Raw genomic sequence first — 23,831 nt, 5'->3', positions numbered from 1 at the left:
TGAGGCGCTCAGTCGTCCGCCGTGGCGCGGCGGTAGGACAGGACGGCGTACGTCCCGAACACCAGCAGCCACACCGCCAGTACGAGAATCGCACCCGGGGACGGCGCGTGCCCCGTGGCGACCGACGTGCCCAGCTCCGCGAAGCGGTTGGCCGGGGTGTACGCCGAGACCGTGCGCAGCCACTCGGGGAACAGGGCGAGCGGGAACCACAGGCCGCCGAGGACCGCCAGACCCAGGTTGGCCACCATGTTGACCACGCCCGTGGTCTGGCCGGTCAGACGGTAGCCGTTGCCGAGGCCGAGGAGGGTGAAGGGGAGCGAACCCAGCCAGAGGAGCAGGACCAGCGCCGCCCACTGCCAGGCGGCCAGCCGTACGCCGTTGAGGAGGCCGCCGGCGGCCAGGACGGCGGCGATGGCGGGGAGCACGGTCACCGAGGCGGTCAGGGTCCGGCCCACCACCACCTGGTGCGGTCGCATCGGGGTCACCCGCAGCTGCCGCAGCAAGCCGATCGCCCGGTCCTCGGCGACCCCGCCGCCGGTGTTGAGGGCCGAACCGACCGCGCCGTAGGCGGCCATGCCGACCATCGCGGCGGTCTTCCAGCCGCCCGTGCCGCCGTCCCCGAGGTTGGTGAAGAGCAGGTACATCAGGACGGGCACCGCGACGCCGCCCACGACGAAGCCGGGGTCGCGCAGGGTGCGGCGTACCTCCAGGCGCAGGTAGTCCGTCATCGCGCGGCCTCCGTTTCCGTGCGGGCGTGCGCGGTCGTCGTCAGGGCCAGGAACGCGTCGTCCAACGACGCCGGGGCGACCTCCAGGCCGCGGACCGCGCCGAGTTCCGCGAGGGCGACCACGGTCGCGTCGGAGTCGTCGGTGCGCAGGTGGGCGCGGTCTCCCCGGACGTCCAGGGCGCGTACGCCCGGCAGCAGCGTCAGGTCCGCGGTGGGGCGGCCGTTCAGATCGAAGGAGACGCGGCTGCCGCCGGCCGCCCGGCGCAGTTCCTCGCCGGTGCCGTCCGCGACGATCCGGCCCCGGTCGACGACCAGGATGCGGTCGGCGTGCGCCTCGGCCTCCTCCAGGTAGTGGGTGGAGAAGAGGACCGTGCTGCCGCGCCGGGCGTACGCCCGCATCGACTCCCAGAAGGTGTGCCGGGCCTCCACGTCGAGGGCCGCCGTGGGTTCGTCCAGGACGAGCAGGCCGGGATTGCCGGCCAGCGCGACCGCGAACCGGACGCGCTGGGTCTGCCCGCCGGACAGCCGGTCCACCCGGCGCCCGGTCAGATGGGCGATCCCGGCCAGCTCCAGGGCTTGGGGGACGGGCATCGGGGCCGGGTAGCGACCGGCCACGAAGGTGATCAGCTCGCCCACCGTGACCCGGGGGACCGCCCGTGCCTCCTGGAGCATGGCGCCCACCCGGCCGGCCCGTACGGCCTTGTCGGGCGGCCCGCCGAAGAGCTCCACCGTGCCGGTGTCCGGCCGGCACAGGCCGAGCAGCAGCGCGATCGCCGTCGACTTCCCCGCGCCGTTGCGCCCGAGCAGCGCGACCGTCTCGCCCCCCGCGATCTCCAGGTCGACGCCGTCGACGGCGCGGACGGCGCCGTACGCCTTGGCCGCCGCGGAGAAGGAGACGGCGGGGGCGGGGGTGGGGGTGCGGTGTGCTGTCGTCGGTCCGAGTGCCATACGGGTGACGCTACGGAGGGGGACGGGACGGGCGGCAGATGCGGTTGTCCGGTCTTCGGCGGGACGAATGTCACCGGTGGACGGCCCCTGTCACGGGCCGTCCCCGTCCCGTACGGTCGTGGCAGTCCGTGATCGTCTTCCCGAACGGGGGCAGCAGAGCCGTGCCCATCGACGCAGCCCGGGCGCTCGGCGCCGCACCCCGCGTCCGTGAGATCGCCTGGGACCACGGGGACGTCCTGCTCTACCACCTCGGCGTCGGCGCCGGTCGGCCCGCCACCGATCCCCGCGAACTGCGCTACACCCTGGAGTCCCGGCTGCGGGTGCTGCCGAGCTTCGCGACGGTCGCGGGCGGCGGGCCGCCGGGTGTGATCGGCGCGCTGTCCGTGCCCGGCGTCGACGTCGACCTCGCCCGTGTCCTGCACGGCGGGCAGCGGCTGCGGGTGCACCGGCCGCTTCCCGTGCGCGGCCGGGCGCGTGCGGCCTCGCGGATCACCGCCGTGTACGACAAGGGCACGGCCGCCGTCCTGGTCCTGCGCACCGAGGCGACGGACGCGGACGGGCCGCTGTGGACGGACGAGGCCGAGGTCTTCGTGCGCGGGGAGGGCGGCTGGGGCGGCGAGCGGGGGCCGTCCGGCCGTCCCGGAGCGGCACCGGAGGGAGCGCCGGACGAGGTGGCCGAGCGGGCGGTGCGCGAGGACCAGGCGCTGCTCTACCGGCTCTCCGGGGACTGGAACCCGCTGCACGCCGACCCGGAGTTCGCCGCGCGGGCCGGCTACGAGCGGCCCGTCCTGCACGGGCTGTGCACCTACGGCGCCGCCCTCAAGGCGGTCGTGGACACGCTGCTCGACGGTGACGCGGGGCGGGTGCGGGAGTACGGGGGGCGGTTCGCCGGGGTGGTGTACCCGGGCGAGACGCTGCGGGTGCGGATGTGGCGGGCGGCCGCCGGGCCGGACGGGGGCGGGAGCGTGCGGGTGGAGGTGGGGGTGCGGGAGCGGGACGACGCGGTCGTGCTCGCCGACACGGTGGTGCGGTACGTGTGACGGCTCCGGCCCCCGTCCGGTGATGCGCTGGACGGGGGCCGGAGCCGCTTGCCGTGTGTGCTCGCCGGGCCGTCAGGCGGCCGTTTCGGACTCCTCGGCCGGCTTGCGGTGGCGGCCCCGCGGCGCCTGGGCGCCGTCCTGGCTGGACACCGGTCCCCGGTGCCTGCCGTGGCCGCTCTGGATCTCGGATACGTCGGCGCCGTCGGCCTGCGTGGGCTGGGTCGTGCTGGCGTCGTTCATCGGAAGGAATTCACCCCGTCAACATGATCTTTCCTACAGCCGGGCGAGTCTAACCGGCACCCCGCGGGGCGAATCCAGGCGGCCGCGCCAAACGGCACTACTTCGTTACAAGCCGTGCCAGCGGGGCCTGTTGCAGCGGTACTGGGCGGGGTGGGCCTGGTCGGGAGGGAGCCGGGGCGTCCGGTTCCGTCGCGTCCCGCGGGCCCTCGGGGGCGGACGCGGGCGGCTCGTCGAGGGGCGGGGCGGGCGGCTGGTGGGGAGCCGGAGTCGGAGCCTGCGCCTCCGTCGTCTTCCGCCCGTCGGCCGCCTCCGGCGGCGCGGGCAGCCGCGCCACCCCGCACGGCGACTGCGGCGTGGCGCACGGCAGCCGCAGCTCCCCGTCCGCGGTCCACAGCCCGGCGCCGGCCAACCAGCCCGCGGGCGCCGGAAGGTGACGCACCCGGCGCTCGGCGGGCCGCCACACCGCGACCCAGGTGCCGAGCGCGCCGTCCACCCGCAGCGCCACCGCGCACCGTTCCGGCGTCAGCGCCTGGCCCGGCTGGATGGCGAACGGCGTCACCACGCGGTCCGGCAGCCGCAGGCACTCCGGGAAGCGCACCGGCAGCGTGCTGCCCAGCACCCCCCAGCCCAACCGTTCCTGCCCGGGTGACGGCGCGTCCGAGCGGATCAGTACCAGCCCGCTGTCCGGGTCGGCCAGCAGTATCCGGTCGTCGCTGTCCGCAGCGATCTGGAGCAGCGGGGACACCTCGCCGTCCCGCTCCAGGTCCAGTACGACCGCCTTGGTGCGCCCGCCCGACTCCCGGTCCACCGCCAGTATCCGGCCCGTGCGGTCCAGCCAGGCGCCGCCCGAGCAGCGCCCGGGGATCTCGGCCAGCCGCTCGGGCCCGAACGCGCCGCCCGCCACCCGCCACAGCACCGTCGAGCGCGGGCCGGCGGCGAGGGCGTACGCCCGCTCCCCGCCCGGGGCCGGGGGCAGCAGCCGCAGCCCGGTGGTGCCCGCCGGGCACTCGACCGCGCCGAGCGGCTGCTCGCCGGTGCCGGGGCCGGTCGGATAGAGCAGGGAGAAGAAGTGCCGTCCGGCCGCCACGCGGTGGACCAGGACCCGCCCGTCGCCCATCGGCTGCACCTCGGTGCCGGGTTCCTCGGGCTGGTTGCCGGGCAGCGGCACCGCGTACGGTTCGGGCCCGTCCAGGGTCCAGCGCTCCGGGTACCAGGAGTCCCCGCGACGGGCCAGGCGCGCGGCGTAGGCACCCTCGGCGGTGATGGTGCAGCCCGCCGGTGGCGGGCCGTCGTTCCCGGGCGCCGCCGAAGGTTCGATAGCACAGGCTGTCATCGTTCGGTCACCTCCGGCGACGAAGGTAGTTTTCGTACGCACGGGCGGGGGACCGGCCACTGTCCGCATCACACGTACGTGTGGCACAGGAACGATTCGCCTGAGGGGCGGGCGGGGTGTGTGCTGGGCCCGGCCGGAGCGGAGCCGGGGGGCCGCCGCGGGTACGACGGCGCAGTACAGGCAGGTAGCCTTGCACCCGTGCCCCGTCTGTCAGAAGTCATCGCCGCGCTGGAGAACCTGTGGCCCGCCGAGCGGGCCGAGTCCTGGGACGCGGTCGGCACCGTCGTGGGCGACCCCGACCAGGAGGTCTTGCGGGTCCTGTTCGCCGTCGACCCGGTCCAGGAGATCGCCGACGAGGCGGTGAAGCTGGGCGCCGACCTGCTCGTCACCCACCACCCGCTGTACCTGCGCGGGACGACCACGGTCGCGGCCTCCACCTTCAAGGGCCGCGTGGTGCACACGCTCATCAAGAACGACGTCGCCCTGCACGTCGCCCACACCAACGCCGACACCGCCGACCCGGGCGTCTCCGACGCGCTGGCCGGCGCCCTCGACCTGCGCGTCGTACGGCCCCTGGTCCCGGACCCGGCCGACCCGGACGGACGTCGGGGCCTCGGCCGCGTGTGCGAGCTGGAGCACCCGCTGACCGTCCGCGAGCTGGCCGCCCGCGCCGCCGAGCGACTGCCCGCCACCGCGCAGGGCATCCGCGTCGCCGGCGACCCGGAGGCCACCGTCCGCACGGTGGCCGTCAGCGGCGGTTCCGGCGACGGCCTCTTCGACCACGTGCGGGCGGCCGGTGCCGACGCCTTCCTCACCGCGGACCTGCGCCACCACCCGGTCTCGGAGGCCCGCGCCCACAGTCCCCTCGCGCTGCTCGACGCGGCGCACTGGGCCACCGAGTGGCCCTGGTGCGAGCTGGCCGCCGCCCAGCTCGACGAGATCTCCGACCGGGAGGGATGGGACCTGAGGGTCCACGTCTCCAAGACGGTCACCGACCCCTGGACCGCCCACGCGGCGTCCGCCCCGACCTCCGAAGCAATGGGAGCCCCCAACTGAAAGCCGAGCCCGCCGACCAGATCCGACTCCTGGACGTCCAGGCCCTCGACGTCCGGCTCCAGCAGCTCGCGCACAAGCGCAGGTCCCTGCCCGAGCACGCCGAGATCGAGTCGCTGACCAAGGACCACACCCAGCTGCGCGACCTGCTCGTGGCCGCGCAGACCGAGGAGAGCGACTGCGCCCGCGAGCAGACCAAGGCCGAGCAGGACGTGGACCAGGTGCGCCAGCGCGCCGTCCGCGACCAGCAGCGCCTGGACTCCGGCGCCGTCACCTCCCCGAAGGACCTGGAGAACCTCCAGCGCGAGATCGTCTCCCTCGCCAAGCGGCAGGGCGACCTCGAGGACGTCGTCCTGGAGGTGATGGAGCGCCGCGAGTCCGCGCAGGAGCGGGTCGCCGAGCTGACCGAGCGGGTCGGCTCCGTACAGGGCAAGCTCGACGACGCCGCCGCGCGCCGGGACACCGCCGTCGGCGAACTGGACGCCGAGGCGGCCTCGGTGACCAAGGAGCGCGAGGTCGTCGCCGCCTCCGTCCCCGCCGACCTGCTGAAGCTCTACGACAAGCTGCGCGAGCAGCAGGGCGGCGTCGGCGCGGCCAAGCTGTACCAGCGCAGCTGCCAGGGCTGCCGCCAGGAGCTGGCGATCACCGAGCTGAGCGAGATCCGCTCGGCGGCGCCCGACACGGTCGTACGCTGCGAGAACTGCCGCCGCATCCTGGTGCGCACGGCGGACTCCGGCCTGTAGGGAGCCGGTTTCGTGGCAGATCCGGTGACGGAGGCGGGTGCCGGCCCCGTGCGGGAGTTCGTGGTCGAGGCCGACGGCGGGTCGCGGGGCAACCCGGGGCCCGCGGGCTACGGCGCGGTGGTGCTGGACGCGGCGACGGGGCAGACCCTGGCCGAGGCGGCCGAGTACTTGGGCGTCGTCACGAACAACGTGGCCGAGTACCGGGGCCTGCTGGCCGGTCTCCGCGCGGCGCGGGAACTGGACCCGGACGCGACCGTCCACGTCCGCATGGACTCCAAGCTGGTCGTCGAGCAGATGTCGGGCCGCTGGAAGATCAAGCACCCCGACATGAAGCCGCTGGCGGCCGAGGCCGCGCGGGTCTTCCCGCCCGGGCGGGTGACGTACGAGTGGATTCCGCGCGCCGACAACCAGCACGCCGACCGCCTGGCCAACGAGGCGATGGACGCGGGGGCGCGCGGCGAGCAGTGGTCGCCGTCGGCGTCGACGGCGGAACTGGACGCGGGGCGCTCCGCGGGCGGACGGGGCTCGGTGGGCGGCGGCTCGCGGGGCGGTATCGCGGACGCCCTCGGCGCGGAGGGCACCGAAGCCGCCGGCTCGGCGGCGTCGGAACCCGGGGTCGCCTCGGCAGCGCCGGGAGCGGCCGCACCGGCTGCCGAGGCCTCCGCAGCGCCGGAGACTTCCGCAGCGCCGGGAGCCGCCGCGTCGGACGGCTCCGCGTCGGACGGCTCCGCGTCGGGAGCCGCCGCGTCGGACGGTTCCGCGTCGGAAGTCTCCGCGTCGGACGGTTCCGCGTCGGGAGCCGCCGCGTCGGACGGTTCCGCGTCGGGAGCCGCCGCGTCGGAAGTCTCCGCGTCGGACGGCTCCGCTTCCGAAGGCGCCGCCTCCGCCGACGTCCGGGCCGCGAAGACCGTGGCCTCACCCGGCTGGGGACCCCCCGACATGGGCGCCCCCGCCACCTTCGTCCTGCTCCGGCACGGCGAGACGCCCCTGACCCCGCTGAAGCGCTTCTCCGGGAGCGGCGGCAGCGACCCGTCCCTGTCGGCCGCCGGCCGCGAACAGGCCGAGAAGGTCGCCGAGAGCCTCGCCCGGCGCGGCACGGTCCAGGCGATCGTGGCCTCCCCGCTGGCCCGCACCCGCGAGACCGCCGGCATCGTCGCCGCCCGCCTCGGTCTGGAGGTCCGGGTCGAGGAAGGCCTGCGGGAGACCGACTTCGGGGCGTGGGAGGGGCTGACCTTCGGCGAGGTGCGCGAGCGCCACCCCGACGACCTGAACGCCTGGCTGTCCTCCCCGGACGCGGAGCCGACCGGCGGCGGCGAGAGCTTCGCGGCTACCGGCGCCCGGGTCGCCGCCACCCGCGACAGGCTGGTCGCGGCGTACGCGGGCCGCACGGTCCTGCTGGTCTCCCACGTCACGCCGATCAAGACGTTCGTCCGCCTCGCCCTGGGCGCCCCGCCGGAGTCCCTGTTCCGCATGGAACTGTCGGCGGCGTCGCTGTCGGCGGTGGCGTACTACGCGGACGGCGGCGCGAGCGTGCGCCTGTTCAACGACACGTCCCACCTGCGCTGAGCCCCGCCGCCGCCCGGGCCAGCGCCGCCACGCGCTCCCAGTCCCGGCCGGCCACGGCGTCCTTGGGAAGCATCCAGCTGCCCCCGACACACCCCACGTTGGGCAGCGCCAGGTACTCCGGCGCCGAGGCCGGGGTGATGCCGCCCGTCGGGCAGAAGCGGGCCTGCGGCAGCGGCGCGGCGAGCGCCTTGAGGTAGGCGGTGCCGCCCGCGGCCTCGGCCGGGAAGAACTTCATCTCCCGCACCCCGCGCTCCAGCAGCGCCACCACCTCGGACGTGGTCGACACCCCCGGCAGGAACGGCACCCCGGACGCCCGCATCGCCTCCAGCAGTGCGTCCGTCCACCCCGGGCTGACCAGGAACCGGGCCCCGGCCGCCACGACCTCCTCGACCTGCCGCGCCGTGATGACCGTGCCCGCGCCCACCACCGCGTCCGGCACCTCGGCGGCGATCGCCCGGACCGCGTCGAGCGCGACCGGCGTCCGCAGCGTCACCTCGATCGCGGGCAGCCCGCCGGCGACGAGCGCACGGGCGAGCGGCACGGCGTCCGCGAGGTCGTCGACGACCACCACGGGTACGACGGGGGCGAGGTCCAGCACCGAGGCGGAGGCGGCGGGGGAGGAGGGCAGCGGTGAACTCATGCCCTCATCGTGCCGCCGCGCAACACTCCATGCAACGCGCGTTGCAACACATGCAACACCCGCCCGGTCGCTTCAGTGAATCTCCGCCACCAGCACGTCCAGCGACCACGCCTTCCCCGCCTTCGCGGGCGCCTCCGCCTCCACCTCGTACCCGAGGTCCCGCAACGCCTCCACCAGCTCGGCGGGCCCTTCCGGAGCACTCCCGGACGTCAGCAGGCTCCGCACGATCCGGCCCTTGGTCGCCTTGTTGAAGTGGCTTACGACCTTCCGGGTCGGCGCGTGCAGCACCCGCACGGTCGCCGTCCGCCCGGCCACCTCCCCCTTCGGCTTCCACGCCGCCGCGTACGCCGCCGAACGCAGGTCGAGCACCAGCCCGTCCCCGGCCGCCTCCGGCAGCACCTCGGCCATCGGCGCCCGCCAGTACGCGCCCAGCGCCCCGAGCCCCGGCAGCTTCACGCCCATCGAGCACCGGTAGGAAGGAATCCGGTCGTTCACCCGCAGCGCACCCCACAGCCCGGAGAACACCAGCAGCCACCGCGCGGCCCGCTTCCCGGCCGCCGCGTCCAGCGAGGCCAGGTCCAGGGCGTCGTACAGCACGCCGGTGTAGATCTCCCCGGCCGGACGCGCACCCGCCGTCCGCAGCTCCGCGTTCTTGGCGACCTCGCCGCGCAGCCCCTCGCTCAGCCCGAGCACCTCGCGCGCCTTCTCCTCGTCCCCGGCGCACAGCTCGGCCAGCTCCCCGAGGACGGTCTCCCGGGCGGGGGTCAGCCCCGGCAGCGACAGCGACTCCGGCTTCAGCGGAGCGCCCCGGCCGGACGCGGCCTTCCCCTCGGACGGCGGCAGCAGGACAAGCACACGTACTCCTTCACATCGAGCTCCAAGGCCCCTGGTCAGGGTACGGCGTGCCGCCCGGCGCGCCCCTCCCGCGCCTGGTCGACGGCCCGGACGAGCGCCCCCGGGTCGTCGGCGTGACAGCGCACGACGCGGACCTGGCGCCGCCGCCCGAAGAAGGCGACGTGGACGACGGGCTCGGTGAGTTCGATGGTCACGGACGTCTGGGAGCCGACGGCGAGGTCCAGCTCACCCTCCGCCCGCTCGTGCGTCGTCCGCAGCTCCCGGCGTACGGACACGATCCGCTCGAGCGGTATCCGCACGTCGACGTGGACGGCCCGGCGGATGCGCAGCGACCCGGCCGCGGGGTCCAGGACGTGCGGCCGGACCACGGACGCGGCGTGCAGCCCGGCCACGATCACGACGGTGTACACGTCCAGGACCAGCACCACGTGGTGCACGGCCGGCCAGTCCCGCAGCAGCACGGACATCATCACGGACTCGATCACGCACACGAACCCGAACCCGAACATCATCGCACCCTGCCCCCGCGCGTACCCGAAGACGGACCCGCCGACCACCGCCCCGTGGGTCCGCCGGGCCGCCCACAGCCACAGACTCACCAGCAGCCACAGCTCGTGCCGGACCATGAGGTACGGGGCGGTGACGAACGCCTGCCCCCTCATGACCGCCGCCCCCGCGAGGCGATCTCCAGCGCCAGCCGGACCGCCTCCGCCTGTCCCGGCGCGAAGTCGGCGTACAGGGCGCGCAGGAAAGCGTGACCGGAATCGAGCTTCGCCCCCTCCTCGGGCACCAGCCCCTCGGGCATGCACCCGGCGAGCACCCGGGCCGCCTCCGCCACCCGAGGATCATCGGCGTCGGCGTCCGCCAGCTCGTCCAGCAGCGCGTACGCCTCGTGCGCCCGCGCCACCGCCTCCGGCGACCCCAGCGCACCCCGCAGCGTGGCGAGCAGCCCCTCCCGGTCCTCCGGCGCCACCGTGCTCTCCAGCAGCGCCAGCACCTCGCGGTCCCGTACGGCCATGGGGGAGCCGGAGACGTCCCCCATCCCCGCGAACAGCTCGGCCAGCTCCGGCGAGACCGGCCCCTCGGCCGGCAGCCCGCCCTCCGTCTCCAGCAGCGCCCGCAGCCGCGTCCGGCGCTCCCGGATCGCCGCCTCCTGCCGCGCCAGATCGGCGTCCAGCTCCCGAAGCACCTCGGTGAGATCCTTCCCGGCCTCGTCCGCGAGCACGTCCCGCACCTCCGCCAGCCCGAGCCCCAGCTCGGTCAGCCGCCGGATCCGGGCCAGCACGACGACGTGCCGCAGGGTGTACGTCCGATAGCCGTTGGCCAGCCGCTCCGGTTCGGGCAGCAGGCCCTGGTGGTGGTAGTGCCGCACGGTCCGCGTGGTGACGCCGACGGCGTCGGCGAGTTCTCCGATCCGCATGGCTTCAGTAGAGACGTTGACGTTGCGGCAGGGTCAAGCGGGACGACCGTCAGGAGTCTTCGATCACCTTGTTCGTCTGAGCCTGTTTGGTCCCGTCCGCAGCGCACCCGCCCGCCCGGTACCATGGTCGACACGGCAGACGAGCCGGGCGGGCGGCCGCGTGGGGTCCCTTGCGGGACTTCCCGAGGAACGTCCGGGCTCCACAGGGCAGGGTGATGGCTAACGGCCACCCGGGGTGACCCGCGGGACAGTGCCACAGAAAGCAGACCGCCGGGGGCTTCGGCCCCCGGTAAGGGTGAAACGGTGGTGTAAGAGACCACCAGTGCCCAGGGCGACCTGGGCAGCTAGGTAAACCCCACCCGGAGCAAGGTCAAGAGGAGCGCCGTGAAAAGCGCTCTGCGCGGACGATCGAGGGCTGCCCGCCCGAGTCCGCGGGTAGACCGCTGGAGGCCGGTGGCAACGCCGGTCCTAGATGGATGGCCGTCGCCGGCGGGCCCGCGAGGACCCGCCGGAACAGAACCCGGCGTACAGCCCGACTCGTCTGCCGCCACTGGCCCCGCCCCGAGCGCGGCGCCGGCACCCTGCTCGTCGCGGCCCCGGTGGTTCAGGCTCGCCTGAAGCGGTGAAGCAGCCCCCGGTGCGCCCAGCCCGTGCGGCGCAGGCCCGCCCAGACGCAGCAGGCCGCCAGGCCGGCGGCGAGCGCCGCCGCGCCGGGCGCCGACGGGACGGCGTTCACCACCGCCACGCCGGCCACCAGGGCGACGAACCCGTCGAACTGCCAGGCCACGATCATCAGCCCGGACAGGTCGCCGAACGGCGTGACGACCGGGAGCAGCAGCGACAGCGGCAGGTTCGTCTTCATCTCGCGCAGGAACCGCGCGCCCAGCACCAGTACGACCGTCCCCGCGACGAGCAACGCCGTCTGCCCCGGTCGCCCATGCACCGGCCGGTCCACCAGGGCGGCCAGGCTGCCGCCCAGGCATGTCCCTGCCGCCACGGCGAGGACGGGCCAGGTCAGTGCGCGGGCCGCGGCGCCGCCCCACCACTCGCCGAGCAGGGGGGCGAGGGTCAGCTCGTCGCGCAGTCCGCGCCACGTCTCCCCGATCCAGCCGGAGCCGAGATACACGCAGGCCGCACCCGCCATCCACAACGTCGAGGCCGTGGTCCCGTCCGCCCGACCCGTACCCGCGGTCAGGACGGCTCCGCCGGCCAGCAGGAGCAGCACCGCCGCGGACGCTCGGCCCGGGGTCCGCAGGGCCCGCACCGCACCCTGTGCCGTGTACCCGCGCAGCCGCCCGTCCGGGCGGAGCAGAGCCGAGGTGAATCCGCGCGGCTCCGGGCGGTACAGGTCCAGCGCGTGGTGGAGCGTGCCGGTCAGCACGTATGCCTGGGCCTGGGAGGCACGCGCCGACTCGCGGGCCAGCCGGGCGAGGTCCACGGTCCGGATCGCGCGGAAGGCCGCCCGGCCGAGGGGCAGGGCGGTGGCCACCGCCGCGGCGGCGACGAGCCACAGCGTGGCGGCCCCGGCCGGGCCGCTCGCCAGGCCGAGGAGCAGTGCCCCGGCGCCCGTGGCGGCGGCGAGCACCAGGTTGTCGCGGAAGGGCCGGACCTGGCCCCACAGCCAGACCACCGCGGCGAGGACGCCGAGCGCCGCCACGGCCGCGCCCCCGGGAAGCGCGCTGTCCGTCCGGTCGAACAGGTCGGTCGCCAGGTACGCCGTCCCGCCGATCACCACCGGCAGGCCCGCGCCCGCGTACACGAGGCGGCGCCGGGCCAGGGCGCCCAGGTAGCCCGGCGGGGACAGGTCCGTGGACATGAAGACGTGCAGCACGAACGGCTGGAGCACCAGCGGTCCCCAGAACCGGCCGGCGAGCTGGGCCCCCCAGCACAGGACCACCGCGAGCAGACAGGCCGCGGGGGCCGCCTCGGCGGGTCCTGCGAAGGAGACGAGCCCCGGCGAGTCGCTCGCCGCGTGCAGGGCCGGCACCAGAAAGAAGACACCGAAGAGGAGGACGAGGTAGACGGTGTACGCGCGGCCCTGCACCGAGGCCCGATCGCCGCGGCGGGCGTAGCGGTGCCGGACGGCGTGGACGCGGTCCCCGGGGTCGGCCCCGGAGATCACGGTGTCCGGTGTCTCCCGCGTCGTCATCCCAGCTCCACGCGGCCGTCGCACGCGTCGACGAGGGAGGGTTCGTGGGTCGCGATCAGAAACGCGGTGCCCGCGCCCGCCCGTTCGGCCAGCAGGGTCGCCACGAGTTCCACCCGGTGCCGGTCCAGGTGCCGCTCGGGTTCGTCGAGGAGGACGACGTCCGCGGGACGGACCAGGGTGAGCGCGAGGCTGAAGAGCTGGGACTGCCCGGAGGAGACCTGGTGCGGGAAGCGCTCACCGAGGGCGGACAGCCCCAGCCGCTCGACGACCCGCTCGGCGCGCTCGGTGGTCTCGGGGGCGTTGCCGTACCAGGAGGCGGCGACCAGGGTCACCTGTTCGCGCAGCGTCATGTCCCGGGCGACGGGGATCGCCTCGACCAGGGAGGCCAAAAAGCGCCGGTGCGCGGGCCTGGCCATGTCGGCCCGCTCACCGTGCACGGAGACCGATCCGGCGGTCAGGTCCCGGCTGCCCGTGAAGGCCCGCAGGAGCGTGGTCTTTCCCGTGCCGTTGCTGCCCGTGACGCACCACAGCTCGCCCGGGGAGACCTCGAACGTCGTGGGGGCGAGCAGCGTGGTGTCGCCCAACGTGACCGTCGCACCGTCCGCCGCCAGTACAGGAACTTCGGTCACGTCCGCTCCAGAACCACAAGCATTTCTCGGGACCGTGAACTGTACTCCTCGCCCGCGTAGGAGCCGTTGACCGCGGTCACCTCCAGGCCGGCCGTCCGAGCCAGGAGTCGGATCTCGGGCAGGGTCGCCCAGGTGGCCGTCTCGTGGAAGGCGACGAGTTCCGTGGCGCTCTGGACCAGGAAGATGCTCATGACGGCTTGGGCGGCCCGGTCCGCCGTCTGCGTGATCGTCACCATCCGGTCGCGCCCCAGCGGATAGGTCACCGACGTCGCGTCCCCGCCCGCGCGGAGGAACTCGGCCGGGTCGGTGCAGTCCAGGAAGACGGCGCCCGAGGGCTTCAGATGCCGTTCGACGCCGCGGAGCAGCTCGATCTTCTCTTCCTGGCTCTGCGCGAGGAAGAAGGTGTTGCGCGACAGGGTGACGAGGTCGAAGGTGGCGTCCAGCCGCAGGTCGCGGAAGTCCGCCTCGACCACGTCCACCTTGCGGTCACCGCGCCTGCTCTCCAGCACGTCGAGTGAGGGGCGGGACGCGTCGACCGCGACGACCTGCGCGCCGGCGTCGGCGAGCGCCAGGGCGGAGACGCCGGTTCCGGCGCCCAGGTCCAGGACGGCCCGCCCGGACAGTGGCCGGTGCGAGCCCACCCAGGCCGCGAGTGCCGCGCCGGGGGACAGTCTCGACGACACCAGGTCGTAGGCATCGATCGCCGCAGGGTCGTACACGCTGGGGTCACTCACTCGAACGCTCTTTCCTCACCAGTTCGTTGGCCACGGTGATGGCACCGGGCAGGTTGAAGCCGACCTCCGCCTGGGACCGGGTGCTGGCGCGCACGCCGGTCACCCGGGGCGCGAAGGCGACGTTGGGACGCCCGCGCAGGGCCCGCAGGTGGCTTTCGACGATGTCGTTCGACCCCGGAAGCGTGTCGGCGATCACGATGGGCCGGTCCGTGACCTGAAGCATCAGCAGCGCGGGCGAGTCCGCCCGGCCCTGGGCCAGCCGCATGAGGGTGTCCAGGGTCGCCGGGAAGACGAGAAAGCACTCGGACGCCCCGCATTCACCGGAGTTGACTTCCAGGGGCAGCTCCGGGTCGTCCCAGGAGTCCGTCCATACCCGGCCGCCCGCGAGGTGCCGCAGTGCCCGTACCGACACGAACCGTTCCGCGGAGCGCGTGACGGAGACGTTCACGGTCAGCTCGGTGTGCGTCTGCCGCAGCCAGTGGATCCACCAGGGCACCAGCGCGGCGCTGATGGAGCCCGTCACGTGCAGGTGCAGTTCCGAGCCCTCGAACGGTTCCACGTTCATGCGATGCTCTTCCCGGCGCCGGCCGGAGAGCCGAGCGGGATCCACTCGGAGGTGAGGATCGGTTTCATCCTCTGGTCCGGCGGCGCGCTGGGGAAGACGTTCATCAGGAGGAATTGCAGCGCCGAGGAGTCCCGCGCCGCCGCCGCCCGGCTCGCGGAGAACACCAGTCGGTACGGCAGGCTCTGGGTGACCCAGCCGAAGTCCGCCTGGTTGGCGCTCATGACGGAGAGCTGCTGCATGGCGTCGAACAGCGCCTTGGGTCCCCGGCTGCCCGGGTTCCAGAGCACCTGCTTCCAGCCGTGCCGCACGCCGGGGGTCACGTCGCGCCAGGGCGTCGGCGCGCCTCCGCCGGCCGGGGCCTCGCGGATCAGCAGGTGGACGTTCTGCACCCCGGGGTTCGGGGCGAAGAACCGCCAGCCCGGTATGGGCCAGCCGCCGGTGAACGTCCGCAGGTCCTGGTTGTACGAGTCGGGGGTGTTCTGCAACACGGTCGAGGCGAGGTGCACCGTGAGGGCGCCCACGGCGAATGCGCCCGCCGCGCCCCTGATCCGGTCAACGGGCATGGATGAACCTCCGGACGGCGTCCTCCACCCTTTCGGCGTGGACGCGGTACCCGACGATCGACCGGTGCGCCGAACCGTCGACCACTTCGAAGTCGGCTTTGAGTTTCTTCGAGAACGCGGCCTGCTGCTCCGCGTTCTCGCCGGACGAGACCACCAGCACCGGGCCGGCCGAGCGCAGAGCGTCCAGGGCCCCTTCGGTCGGCATCCTGGTGTACTCGCGCACCGAGTTGACGACGTTCCTCGGGGAGAAGACGAAGTGCACGTGGCTGTACTGGGTGTCCGGCGTGTACCCGGCCTGGCGCTCGACGGCGTTCGGCGCCCACTCGTAGATGCCGGTCACCGCGGCGAACAGGGTGTGCGCCTGGGACTGGACGAACTTGCCGAACCGCCGACGGTCGGACCGGTCGGCGTCCAGCAGGTCCGGGTCGGTGCCGTCGACGACGACGACACCCCGCACCCGGCCGGCGAAACGGGGGTCGCCCACGTAGGAGGCCGCGCTGAGCGAACCGATCGAGTGGGTGACCACGAAGAAGTCGCCCTCGACCCCCGCCTCGTCGAGGACGGCGGCGAGGATGTCGGCGTCACTGCCCCGCGCCTTGGTGAGACCGTATCCGGACCGGTGGTATCGGACGACCGTGTGGTCGCGGGCCAACCCCTCGGCGACCCATTCCCAGGACTCGAGGGACTGCCCCAGCCCGCACTCGAGGACCACCACCGGCCGGGAGCGGTTCGGCCCGTCCGGCGGCCCGAGCACGGCGTACTCGACGACGCCGTGCTCGCTGTACGACCGAGAGGCGCCCTTCGGGCCGAGCCGCCGCTGCTCGGCGACCTTGCGCCGCTCACGGGCGATCAGCGCGCTCGCTGCCGCGGCTCCGCCGGCGATACCGAGGACGGTCTTCTCGAAGGTGTGACGCCGCCCTCTGGTGTCCAGGACGTAGTCGACAGCCCCGTGGGACCCGAGGAACCCCCAGACGAATCGCGGCAGCTCCATGGTGGCCGCGACGCCGGCATGGAAGAGCTTGACCGCGTGCAGGGCGAGTCCCGCCTCTCGGCGCGGCAGCAAGTAGACGAGAGGGAAGGCCACCTCCCAGGCGACCGTGCCGACGGTCAGCGCCCTGCACAGCCGCGGGTGCTTCCGCAGCAGCTGGGCGGCGGGCCCCCGGCCGTACGCCTCCGTCTGGAGGATCTCGGGCAAGGCGTCGCCCTGGAGCCAGCTGCTGCCGAAGGCCTTGGAGATGCCCGAGACCGCGTAGCTGAGTCCCGCCTGGAAGTTGATCGCGCGCAGGAACAGGTCGTCGGAGGTGCGTGAATCGGGCACGAGTGCCGTGAGCATGCGGTACTGCGTGATGACCGCCGTCATCTGGTCCGCCCCGTCCCGGCCGTAGGGGGTGCGGATCTCGCTCAGCCGGTTGCAGGTACCGATCACCGCCGCCGCCGTGATCTGCACGCGGCGGTTGCCGCGACACAGGGCGAGGCCCACCGAGGCCGCGAGCGTCACCCCGGCCAGGAGTTTGGGCGTACGCGGATGGTCGAGTACGCGGCCCAGTCGCTGCCTGACACTTCCGGGCGGATACTGCTGGGCACAAACACCCCGAAGGTATCCGTCGTCGTCGAATTCGTCCTTGAGGCTGAGGGTTTCCGCAGACGCGAGGATCTGTCCTGCCGCGATGGGCAGAAACACGCGATCGGCGGCCCTTTGCGCGGCCGTCGCGCCCGAGGCGCCCTGCCACCACCGTCTAATACTCACCGGACTCTCAGTCTTCCGTCTCGGAGATCGGACGTCGGCACGAGCACAGCAATGGTGCGTGCCGGAAAAGCACCCCCTGAGGTCCTTCTCCGGCACGCGGGTGGCGCTGTATCAGCAAACCAGGCAGATGGTGCTGCCCTGGATGACGAACTGGGCCGCGGTCGGCGTGGCCGGGGTGACCATCGCGGGCGTCTGGGCGTCGGCGTGGAAGCCCGGGGCCGCTCCGTCGAGAACGCTGTTGGCGAACTCTTGCGCCGCGAGCGCCTCGGGACGAATCTCGGCCTTTTCTCGCGCTGTGTTCGAGTCAAGTCGCATTTCGCTACCCTTCCTCGGTCCATTGGATGAGCGAAAGGGTCACGGCAAACCAGAAGTTGCGCGCCCCCGTCGCCCGCTCTGAATTGAACGCGCTGTGCACTGTCGGCAACTTGAACAATGCGCGTTCAACCTAGGCAGGCTGCATACAGGCAGTCAACACACGTTTTCAGCCGCGCGGTTCACGCCAGTGGCGGTTGTGCAACGGCGTCGGGCACCGGGCCCGGGCCGAAGTGCATGGGGTCGTTGCGGAACTCGGTGACGGGGCATCAACCAGGCTCACTTCCTGACGGCGCTCGGCCGTCGGATTCGCCATGCGGGCGCGTCCGCTCGCCCCCCGCAGGACCTCCGTCCGCACTGTCGCGGAGCTGCTCGCCTCCCGGCTGATCCACCCGGGCGCACGCGGAGGCGGGGTGGTTCCTCATCGACCTCGGCCCCTGATCGTCCGGGCTCCCCGCGCCACCTGGCTGGAGCCCGACCGAAGCGCCACCCGTCATGCGAACGCCGGCATCACCCGCTCCGCGATCAGCCGCAGCTGCGTGTCCACGTCCGCCGCCTCCGGCAGGCCCCGCCCCGTGAACGCCTTCACCAGGGTGCGGTCGGTGATGGCGCAGATCATGTGGTTGACGCCGCTCGGGGCGATGTCTCGTTCGATCTTCTCCCGGCACTCCTCGGGCGTGCCCGCGACGGAGAGGCGGTCGGCGATCTCCGGGGTGGTGAGCTCGATGCCGCGGGCCAGGTCGCCGGCGGCGATCGCGTCGATGACCGGCTTGAGTTCGGCGGGGTCTACGCCGTTGCGGAGGAGTTGTTCCTCCGGCATCGAGGACGCGTAGATGCCGACCATGCTGCGGGCCGCCTCCTTCGCGGCCGCCGAGTCGGGGCCGGTCGCGAAGACCACCCAGGCGCCGATGTCCAGCGCGCGCCAGTCCTTCCCGGCGCGCTCGGCGCCCGCCCGGATGTGCCGCACCGCGTAGTCGTAGGCCTCGCGGGTGTAGCTCAGGGCGTGGTGGCAGCCGTCCGACAACTCGCCGGCCGCCTCGAAGGACTTCGGTCCGCGCATCGCGCCGAGCTTCAGCGGCAGCCGGTCCTGCACGGGGCGGGCGAACGTGAACAGACCGTCGTAGGAATAGAACTCGCCGTCGTGCGTGATGGCGCCCTCGTCGAGGAACGTGCGCATCACGTGCAGCGCTTCCTTGACGCGGGAGAGCGGCTTGGTGCGGGCCCAGTCGATGCGGTACTGGGCGAGCAGGCCGAAGTTGCCGCTGGACAGGACGCCTTCGGCGCGGCCGCCGGAGAGTTCGTCGAGGGTGGCGAGGGCCTGGGCGATCAGGGTCGGCTCGCGGAGGGTCACCGGCGAGACGCTCGGGCCCAGGCGGATGCGGCTGGTGCGGCCCGCGGCCGCGGCGAAGAGCAGCCACAGGTCCTTGTGCCAGGTCTCATCGGCGGCGTAGCAGGCGTGGAAGCCGAGTTCGTCGGCGAGCCGGATGGAGGCCAGGGACTCGGTCAGGGGGTAGTCGGGGAGCATCGCGTAGCTGAACTTCACGTGCGGCACCTTCCGTCGGGTGGAGGGCGGGCGTCGTGCGGCTGTGTCGTGCTCTGACCGACCGAGGATCGGAGCTCCGGCCCGTGGTTGTCCAGAGCCAGCGGAGTCGAAACTTTCGGTGTGCTTGTTTGTCGTTTCAAGGGTTCGTTCTCCAGAAGATTTGAATGGATTGGTTCGGGGACTGTTGAACCGGAGCTGAAGTGGGGCTTTGTCGCGTTGGCGGATGGGCAGGAGCAGGCGAAGGTTTCGAAACATGTACCGAAACTGTTGACGCTTGACGAGTGCAGGCCAACACTGGCGCCGTTGTCCGAACGAGAGGAGCACCCCCCCATGAACCTGCTCGTCCGACCGAGGCGTCGCAGAAGCGGCCCCCTCACCCTTCTCGTCAGGAGCGCCTGGGCCGTCGCGCTGGCCGCTCTCGCCGCCATGATGCTGCCGGGCACCGCCCACGCCGGCACGGTCGTCACGACCAACCAGGAGGGCACCAACAACGGCTACTACTACTCGTTCTGGACCGACAGCCAGGGCACCGTCTCCATGGACATGGGCTCCGGCGGGCAGTACAGCACCTCGTGGCGCAACACCGGCAACTTCGTCGCCGGCAAGGGCTGGAGCAACGGCGGACGCCGGACCGTGCAGTACTCGGGTACCTTCAACCCGTCCGGCAACGCGTACCTGACCCTCTACGGGTGGACGGCGAACCCGCTCGTCGAGTACTACATCGTCGACAACTGGGGCACCTACCGGCCCACGGGTGAGTTCAAGGGCACCGTGACCACCGACGGCGGCACCTACGACATCTACAAGACGACCCGCTACAACGCGCCCTCGGTCGAAGGCACCCGCACCTTCGACCAGTACTGGAGCGTGCGGCAGTCCAAGCGGACCGGGGGCACCATCACCACCGGCAACCACTTCGACGCCTGGGCGCGGGCGGGGATGCCGCTGGGCAGCTTCAGCTACTACATGATCATGGCCACCGAGGGCTACCAGAGCAGCGGCAGCTCCAACATCACGGTCGGGGACACCGGCTCCGGCGGCGGTGGCGGGGGCGGTGGCGGCGGTGGGTGCACCGCGACCGTGTCCGCCGGGGAGAAGTGGGGGGACCGGTACAACCTCAACGTCTCCGTCAGCGGGGCCAGCGACTGGACGGTGACGATGAACGTGCCGTCCCCGGCGAAGGTCATGTCCACCTGGAACGTCAACGCCACCTACCCCAGTTCCCAGGTGCTCACCGCCCGCCCCAACGGCAACGGGAACAACTGGGGCGCCACCATCCAGGCCAACGGCAACTGGACCTGGCCGTCGGTCTCCTGCAGTGCGGGCTGACACCGCCGGGGGAGAGGAAGGAGGACTCACTCCGATGCGCACGCGATCTCGTCCGGCCTGGCGTTCCGCGGTCACGGCCGTCGCCGCCGCCGCGCTGGCCGCCGCCGGGACCGTCGCCGCCGACGCCGCACCCGCGCGGGCCGCCGCCTGCGACGGCTACGTCGGGCTCACCTTCGACGACGGCCCGTCCGGCAACACCCAGGCCCTGCTCAACGCGCTCAGGCAGAACGGGCTGAGGGCCACCATGTTCAACCAGGGCCAGTACGCGGCCCAGAACCCGTCCCTGGTCCGGGCCCAGGTCGACGCCGGCATGTGGGTCGCCAACCACAGCTACACCCATCCGCACATGACTCAGCTGAGCCAGGCGCAGATGGACTCGGAGATCTCCCGGACCCAGCAGGCCATCGCGAACGCGGGCGGCGGCACGCCGAGGCTCTTCCGTCCGCCGTACGGCGAGACCAACGCCACGCTGCGGTCGGTCGAGGCCAAGTACGGGCTGACCGAGGTGATCTGGGACGTCGACTCGCAGGACTGGAACAACGCCAGTACCGACGCGATCGTGCAGGCCGTCTCCCGGGCGGGCGACGGCCAGGTCGTCCTCATGCACGACTGGCCCGCCAACACCCTCGCGGCCATTCCGCGCATCGCGCAGACCCTGGCGGCCAAGGGTCTGTGCTCAGGCATGATCTCGCCGCGGACCGGGCGTGCCGTCGCTCCCGAAGGCGGTGGCAATGACGGTGGCGGGGGCGGTGGCTGTACCGCCGTCCTGTCCGCCGGGCAGCGGTGGGGGGACCGGTACAACCTCAACGTCTCCGTGAGCGGTGCCAGTGACTGGACGGTGACGATGAACGTGCCGTCCCCGGCCCGGGTCATGTCGACCTGGAACGTCAACGCCGGTTACCCCAGTGCCCAGGTGCTGACCGCCAAGTCCAACGGCAGCGGGAACAACTGGGGCGCCACCATCCAGGCCAACGGCAACTGGACCTGGCCGACGGTCTCCTGCCGTACGGGCTGAGCCCGGTCGGACGGGCCCGGGGCGCCGCTCCCGGGCCCGGCACCTCACGTACCGGGCGGCAGCGACCGCTTTGCCACCCGCGCCAGATGGCGGTCGAACACCGCCCGTGCGTCAGGCGTCAGCGTGCGCAGTGCCACCAGTGCCGTGATCACGACGTCGCACAGTTCCGCCTCGACGTCGTCCCACGTGTGGGTGACGCCCTTGCGCGGGTTCTGGCCGGTCGCGCCGATCACCGCCTCGGAGACCTCGCCGACCTCCTCCGACAGCTTCAGCATCCGCAGCAGCAGGCCCTCCCTGCCGCCCACGGGCTGGTCCGCCTCCAGCCACTTCCACAGGGCGTCGATGGTGGCCCACGCATCGGTGGGGGTGCCGTGGTCGTCGTCGTTCATGGCGGGCAGCCTGCCACGGGACGGCGAGCGAGCGGTACGTCAGTCGAACAGGGGCTCCTGCTCGCCCTCCGCCGCCTTCCGGACCCGCTTGTTCCGGGCCCCGACGATCGCCACCGCGGCCGCCGCCGTCACCGCCAGCGCGGCCGGGACCATCCAGTTCCGGTTGACCGCGTGGCCGAGGGCGTGGTCCAGGGAGTAGCGGCCCGGGCCCGAGACCGCGAGGCCCGCCGCCGTCAGGCCGAGGGAGACCGCGTACTCGTAGCCGCCGGCCTGGGCGAAGAAGCCGTTGGGGGCGTGCACCGCCGCGGCGCCCGCCATCGCGCCGGCCGCCGCCGCGCCCGCGGCCGGGGTGGCCAGGCCCAGCGCCAGCAGGGTTCCGCCGCCGGCCTCCGCGAGGCCCGCCGCGGTGGCGCTGGCCCGGCCGGGCGCGTAGCCCATGGCCTCCATGGCCTGGCCGGTCCCCTCGATGCCCCCACCGCCGAACCAGCCGAGCAGCTTCTGCGCGCCGTGTGCGGCCAGGACACCGCCGGTGCCCAGCCGGAGCAGCAGCAGGCCCAGATCACGCCGGTCATAACAGTTCACGTCGTCGACTCCCTCGCGGACGGTGGATCGTCGCACCACTCATCACTCACCATCCACCGTCGCCCGCCGCTGCCGTGCGGACCTTTCGCGGACGCCGTTCGGGTGAAGGGGAGGGGCAGGAGAGGGGGGCGGGCGGGCGAGCGGGCCGACGGTCGGGTGGCGGGGTGTCGTGGGCGGTGTGACTCTGGCCGGCATGACGATTCAGACCACGCGACTGAGCGACCCGGCCGTCCGCGCCTTCGTGGCCGCCGTCAACGCCCACGACCGCGACGCCTTCCTCGCGACCCTCGCGCCGGACGCCACCATGGCCGACGACGGGGACGACCGGGACCTCGCCCAGTGGATCGACCACGAGATCTTCTCGTCCAACGGGCACCTGGACGTCGAGAACGAGTCGAACGGCGGCCGCGCCCTCATCGCCCGCTACCGCAACGACACCTGGGGCGAGATGCGTACGCGGTGGGACTTCACCGTGGACGACGACGGCCGGATCGCGCGGTTCGAGACCGGTCAGGCGTAAGTGGCGTAAGCAGGCACGAAAACGCGGCAGCCGTGCCGCTCACCGGTGTGTTCCCGCGGTCCCACGCGGAATCCACCCCCAACCGGCGCGGCGGCACGGCTGCCGCCTCCCCCCTCGGTGTGGCTCGCCGAGCTTCGTGGAAGTTCTGGCTTCCATCTGTGAAGCTCTGGTGAAGGAGAGTTGAGCATAAGTCCGCCACCGGCCGCAATACTGCGGACTTTGATATTCCGATTGTGTGGATCCAGGGGTTGCCTCCCGCGGTCCTTCCTCAGCCGCGGCCCACGTACGGCATCGCCGTCGCCATGACCGTCGCGAACTGCACGTTCGCCTCCAGCGGGAGTTCGGCCATGTGCCGTACCGTGCGCGCCACGTCGGCCACGTCCATCACCGGCTCGGGCACCGTCCGGCCGTCGGCCTGGAGCGCGCCGGTCCGCATGCCCGCCGTCATGTCGGTCGCCGCGTTGCCGATGTCGATCTGGCCGACCGCGATGCCGTAGGGCCTGCCGTCCAGGGACAGTGACTTGGTCAGGCCGGTCAGCGCGTGCTTGGTCGCCGTGTACGCCACCGAGTGCGGGCGCGGGGTGTGCGCCGAGATCGAGCCGTTGTTGATGATCCGGCCGCCCTGCGGCTCCTGCTCCTTCATCTGCCGGTACGCCGCCTGTGCGCACAGGAACGCGCCGTTGAGGTTGGTGTCCACCACGTGCCGCCACGCCTCGTAGGGCAGCTCCTCGACCGGCACCCCGCCGGGACCGAACGTCCCCGCGTTGTTGAACAGCAGGTCGAGCCGCCCGAAGCGGTCGCGTACGGCGTCGAACAGGGCGGCCACGTCCTCGGGGCGTGACACGTCGGCGCGGACGGGGAGCGCCGTCCCACCGCCGGCGGGGGCCTGGGCGGCCGTTTCCTCCAGTGTCTCCACGCGTCGGCCGGCCAGGGCCACCGACCAGCCGGCCGCGAGCAGTTCGACGGTGACCGCCCGGCCGATGCCGGAGCCGGCTCCCGTGACGAGGGCTACCTTCTGCGCGCCGGTGTTCTCCTCGGCGGCGGTTCTCACGGTGTTCATGAGTCGGCAGCGTACGCGTGGCCGATCATGCGGAACTCATCCGTCCGACATGGGTTCGCCATGTCCGCGCCAAGCCAGGGTCGTCCCCGGCCATTCGAATGCCCCCTGCAACCACCGCAAGGGGAGGAA

26 protein-coding genes and 1 other RNA gene are annotated in these 23,831 nt (G+C 73.0%); 8 read left to right on the top strand and 19 right to left on the bottom strand.

Features of this window, described 5'->3' with window-relative positions:
- Positions 1–8: 8 nt before the first annotated feature.
- Both M6G08_RS02600 and M6G08_RS02595 read right to left on the bottom strand, forming a co-directional pair.
- Complete coding sequence (locus M6G08_RS02600; RefSeq protein ID WP_272585559.1) at positions 9–728, bottom strand: ABC transporter permease; 720 nt, start codon at positions 726–728, stop codon at positions 9–11.
- Positions 725–1,675: an ABC transporter ATP-binding protein gene (locus M6G08_RS02595; RefSeq protein ID WP_272585558.1), complete on the bottom strand. Its 951-nt coding sequence runs from the start codon at positions 1,673–1,675 to the stop codon at positions 725–727. The genes M6G08_RS02600 and M6G08_RS02595 overlap by 4 nt, the downstream gene beginning before the upstream one ends.
- Positions 1,676–1,836: 161 nt before the next feature.
- Here M6G08_RS02595 and M6G08_RS02590 point away from each other — a divergent pair, with 161 nt between their 5' ends.
- Positions 1,837–2,715: a MaoC/PaaZ C-terminal domain-containing protein gene (locus tag M6G08_RS02590; protein WP_272585557.1), complete on the top strand. Its 879-nt coding sequence runs from the start codon at positions 1,837–1,839 to the stop codon at positions 2,713–2,715.
- A gap of 72 nt (positions 2,716–2,787) precedes the next feature.
- On the opposite strand, the gene M6G08_RS02585 is transcribed toward M6G08_RS02590, so the two are convergent.
- Both M6G08_RS02585 and M6G08_RS02580 read right to left on the bottom strand, forming a co-directional pair.
- Positions 2,788–2,955 carry a hypothetical protein gene (locus tag M6G08_RS02585; protein ID WP_272585556.1) on the bottom strand — a complete coding sequence of 56 codons (168 nt, stop codon included), beginning with the start codon at positions 2,953–2,955 and terminating at the stop codon, positions 2,788–2,790.
- A gap of 97 nt (positions 2,956–3,052) precedes the next feature.
- A complete protein-coding gene (locus M6G08_RS02580; protein WP_272585555.1) occupies positions 3,053–4,288 on the bottom strand; it encodes a hypothetical protein in 1,236 nt (411 codons plus the stop codon).
- Between the two features lie 198 nt (positions 4,289–4,486).
- On the opposite strand from M6G08_RS02580, the gene M6G08_RS02575 reads away from it, so the two are divergent.
- The 3 genes from M6G08_RS02575 to M6G08_RS02565 are packed head-to-tail and all read left to right on the top strand — an operon-like array spanning position 4,487 to position 7,650.
- The gene (locus tag M6G08_RS02575; protein WP_272585554.1) at positions 4,487–5,344 is read left to right on the top strand and encodes a Nif3-like dinuclear metal center hexameric protein; all 858 of its coding nucleotides are present in this window, start codon (positions 4,487–4,489) and stop codon (positions 5,342–5,344) included.
- The gene (locus tag M6G08_RS02570; protein WP_272591237.1) at positions 5,341–6,084 is read left to right on the top strand and encodes a zinc ribbon domain-containing protein; all 744 of its coding nucleotides are present in this window, start codon (positions 5,341–5,343) and stop codon (positions 6,082–6,084) included. Before M6G08_RS02575 ends, M6G08_RS02570 begins: the two co-directional genes overlap by 4 nt.
- A 48-nt stretch (positions 6,085–6,132) precedes the next feature.
- Positions 6,133–7,650, top strand: a complete 1,518-nt coding sequence (locus M6G08_RS02565) for a bifunctional RNase H/acid phosphatase (protein WP_272591236.1) — start codon at positions 6,133–6,135, stop codon at positions 7,648–7,650.
- Here M6G08_RS02565 and M6G08_RS02560 read toward each other — a convergent pair.
- From M6G08_RS02560 to M6G08_RS02545, 4 genes are all read right to left on the bottom strand, one after another.
- Entirely contained in the window at positions 7,625–8,290 is a 666-nt protein-coding gene (locus M6G08_RS02560) for a bifunctional 4-hydroxy-2-oxoglutarate aldolase/2-dehydro-3-deoxy-phosphogluconate aldolase (protein WP_272585553.1), read from the bottom strand. The genes M6G08_RS02565 and M6G08_RS02560 overlap by 26 nt on opposite strands.
- Positions 8,291–8,362: 72 nt before the next feature.
- Positions 8,363–9,145: a peroxide stress protein YaaA gene (yaaA, locus tag M6G08_RS02555; RefSeq protein WP_272585552.1), complete on the bottom strand. Its 783-nt coding sequence runs from the start codon at positions 9,143–9,145 to the stop codon at positions 8,363–8,365.
- A gap of 35 nt (positions 9,146–9,180) precedes the next feature.
- Positions 9,181–9,807 carry a hypothetical protein gene (locus M6G08_RS02550; protein ID WP_272585551.1) on the bottom strand — a complete coding sequence of 209 codons (627 nt, stop codon included), beginning with the start codon at positions 9,805–9,807 and terminating at the stop codon, positions 9,181–9,183.
- Positions 9,804–10,565 carry a MerR family transcriptional regulator gene (locus tag M6G08_RS02545; protein ID WP_272585550.1) on the bottom strand — a complete coding sequence of 254 codons (762 nt, stop codon included), beginning with the start codon at positions 10,563–10,565 and terminating at the stop codon, positions 9,804–9,806. The genes M6G08_RS02550 and M6G08_RS02545 overlap by 4 nt, the downstream gene beginning before the upstream one ends.
- A gap of 140 nt (positions 10,566–10,705) precedes the next feature.
- Between M6G08_RS02545 and rnpB the strand changes: the two genes are divergently transcribed.
- Positions 10,706–11,109: RNase P RNA component class A (gene rnpB, locus M6G08_RS02540), an RNA gene on the top strand.
- 60 nt (positions 11,110–11,169) lie between these two features.
- On the opposite strand, the gene M6G08_RS02535 is transcribed toward rnpB, so the two are convergent.
- The 8 genes from M6G08_RS02535 to M6G08_RS02500 all read right to left on the bottom strand — a co-directional run bounded on the left by M6G08_RS02535 (position 11,170) and on the right by M6G08_RS02500 (position 18,807).
- Complete coding sequence (locus M6G08_RS02535; RefSeq protein WP_272585549.1) at positions 11,170–12,714, bottom strand: hypothetical protein; 1,545 nt, start codon at positions 12,712–12,714, stop codon at positions 11,170–11,172.
- Positions 12,711–13,343, bottom strand: coding sequence for an ABC transporter ATP-binding protein (locus M6G08_RS02530; protein ID WP_272585548.1), 633 nt, complete (start codon positions 13,341–13,343; stop codon positions 12,711–12,713). The genes M6G08_RS02535 and M6G08_RS02530 overlap by 4 nt, the downstream gene beginning before the upstream one ends.
- Complete coding sequence (locus M6G08_RS02525; RefSeq protein ID WP_272585547.1) at positions 13,340–14,077, bottom strand: class I SAM-dependent methyltransferase; 738 nt, start codon at positions 14,075–14,077, stop codon at positions 13,340–13,342. Before M6G08_RS02525 ends, M6G08_RS02530 begins: the two co-directional genes overlap by 4 nt.
- Positions 14,070–14,642 carry a CypD family RiPP peptide-cysteine decarboxylase gene (locus tag M6G08_RS02520; protein ID WP_272585546.1) on the bottom strand — a complete coding sequence of 191 codons (573 nt, stop codon included), beginning with the start codon at positions 14,640–14,642 and terminating at the stop codon, positions 14,070–14,072. Before M6G08_RS02520 ends, M6G08_RS02525 begins: the two co-directional genes overlap by 8 nt.
- On the bottom strand, positions 14,639–15,205 hold the full coding sequence (locus M6G08_RS02515; protein WP_272585545.1) for a hypothetical protein: 567 nt from the start codon (positions 15,203–15,205) through the stop codon (positions 14,639–14,641). Before M6G08_RS02515 ends, M6G08_RS02520 begins: the two co-directional genes overlap by 4 nt.
- Positions 15,195–16,703: an alpha/beta fold hydrolase gene (locus M6G08_RS02510; RefSeq protein ID WP_272585544.1), complete on the bottom strand. Its 1,509-nt coding sequence runs from the start codon at positions 16,701–16,703 to the stop codon at positions 15,195–15,197. Before M6G08_RS02510 ends, M6G08_RS02515 begins: the two co-directional genes overlap by 11 nt.
- A gap of 360 nt (positions 16,704–17,063) precedes the next feature.
- Positions 17,064–17,267 (bottom strand): cypemycin family RiPP, encoded by a 204-nt coding sequence (locus M6G08_RS02505; RefSeq protein WP_272585543.1) that lies wholly within the window; start codon positions 17,265–17,267, stop codon positions 17,064–17,066.
- 490 nt (positions 17,268–17,757) lie between these two features.
- Positions 17,758–18,807 (bottom strand): LLM class flavin-dependent oxidoreductase, encoded by a 1,050-nt coding sequence (locus tag M6G08_RS02500; protein ID WP_272585541.1) that lies wholly within the window; start codon positions 18,805–18,807, stop codon positions 17,758–17,760.
- Between the two features lie 330 nt (positions 18,808–19,137).
- Between M6G08_RS02500 and xynA the strand changes: the two genes are divergently transcribed.
- Together xynA and M6G08_RS02490 are read left to right on the top strand one after the other, a co-directional pair.
- Positions 19,138–20,136: an endo-1,4-beta-xylanase XynA gene (xynA, locus tag M6G08_RS02495; protein ID WP_272585540.1), complete on the top strand. Its 999-nt coding sequence runs from the start codon at positions 19,138–19,140 to the stop codon at positions 20,134–20,136.
- Positions 20,137–20,170: 34 nt separating this feature from the next.
- The gene (locus M6G08_RS02490; protein ID WP_272585539.1) at positions 20,171–21,151 is read left to right on the top strand and encodes a polysaccharide deacetylase family protein; all 981 of its coding nucleotides are present in this window, start codon (positions 20,171–20,173) and stop codon (positions 21,149–21,151) included.
- Between the two features lie 44 nt (positions 21,152–21,195).
- Here M6G08_RS02490 and M6G08_RS02485 read toward each other — a convergent pair whose 3' ends face one another.
- Positions 21,196–21,540, bottom strand: coding sequence for a MazG-like family protein (locus M6G08_RS02485; protein ID WP_272585538.1), 345 nt, complete (start codon positions 21,538–21,540; stop codon positions 21,196–21,198).
- A 39-nt stretch (positions 21,541–21,579) separates the two neighbouring features.
- Positions 21,580–22,122 carry a DoxX family protein gene (locus M6G08_RS02480; RefSeq protein ID WP_272591235.1) on the bottom strand — a complete coding sequence of 181 codons (543 nt, stop codon included), beginning with the start codon at positions 22,120–22,122 and terminating at the stop codon, positions 21,580–21,582.
- 193 nt (positions 22,123–22,315) lie between these two features.
- Between M6G08_RS02480 and M6G08_RS02475 the strand changes: the two genes are divergently transcribed.
- On the top strand, positions 22,316–22,642 hold the full coding sequence (locus M6G08_RS02475; protein WP_272585537.1) for a nuclear transport factor 2 family protein: 327 nt from the start codon (positions 22,316–22,318) through the stop codon (positions 22,640–22,642).
- Positions 22,643–22,910: 268 nt separating this feature from the next.
- Here M6G08_RS02475 and M6G08_RS02470 read toward each other — a convergent pair whose 3' ends face one another.
- Positions 22,911–23,702, bottom strand: coding sequence for an SDR family oxidoreductase (locus M6G08_RS02470; protein WP_272585536.1), 792 nt, complete (start codon positions 23,700–23,702; stop codon positions 22,911–22,913).
- Between the last annotated feature and the right edge of the window lie 129 nt (positions 23,703–23,831).

The sequence above is a fragment of the Streptomyces sp. M92 genome (assembly GCF_028473745.1).
In the GTDB taxonomy this organism is placed as follows: Bacteria; Actinomycetota; Actinomycetes; order Streptomycetales; family Streptomycetaceae; genus Streptomyces.
The sequence above is the reverse complement of the archived record's forward strand: the minus strand, read 5'-3'. Positions and strand labels throughout refer to the sequence as shown.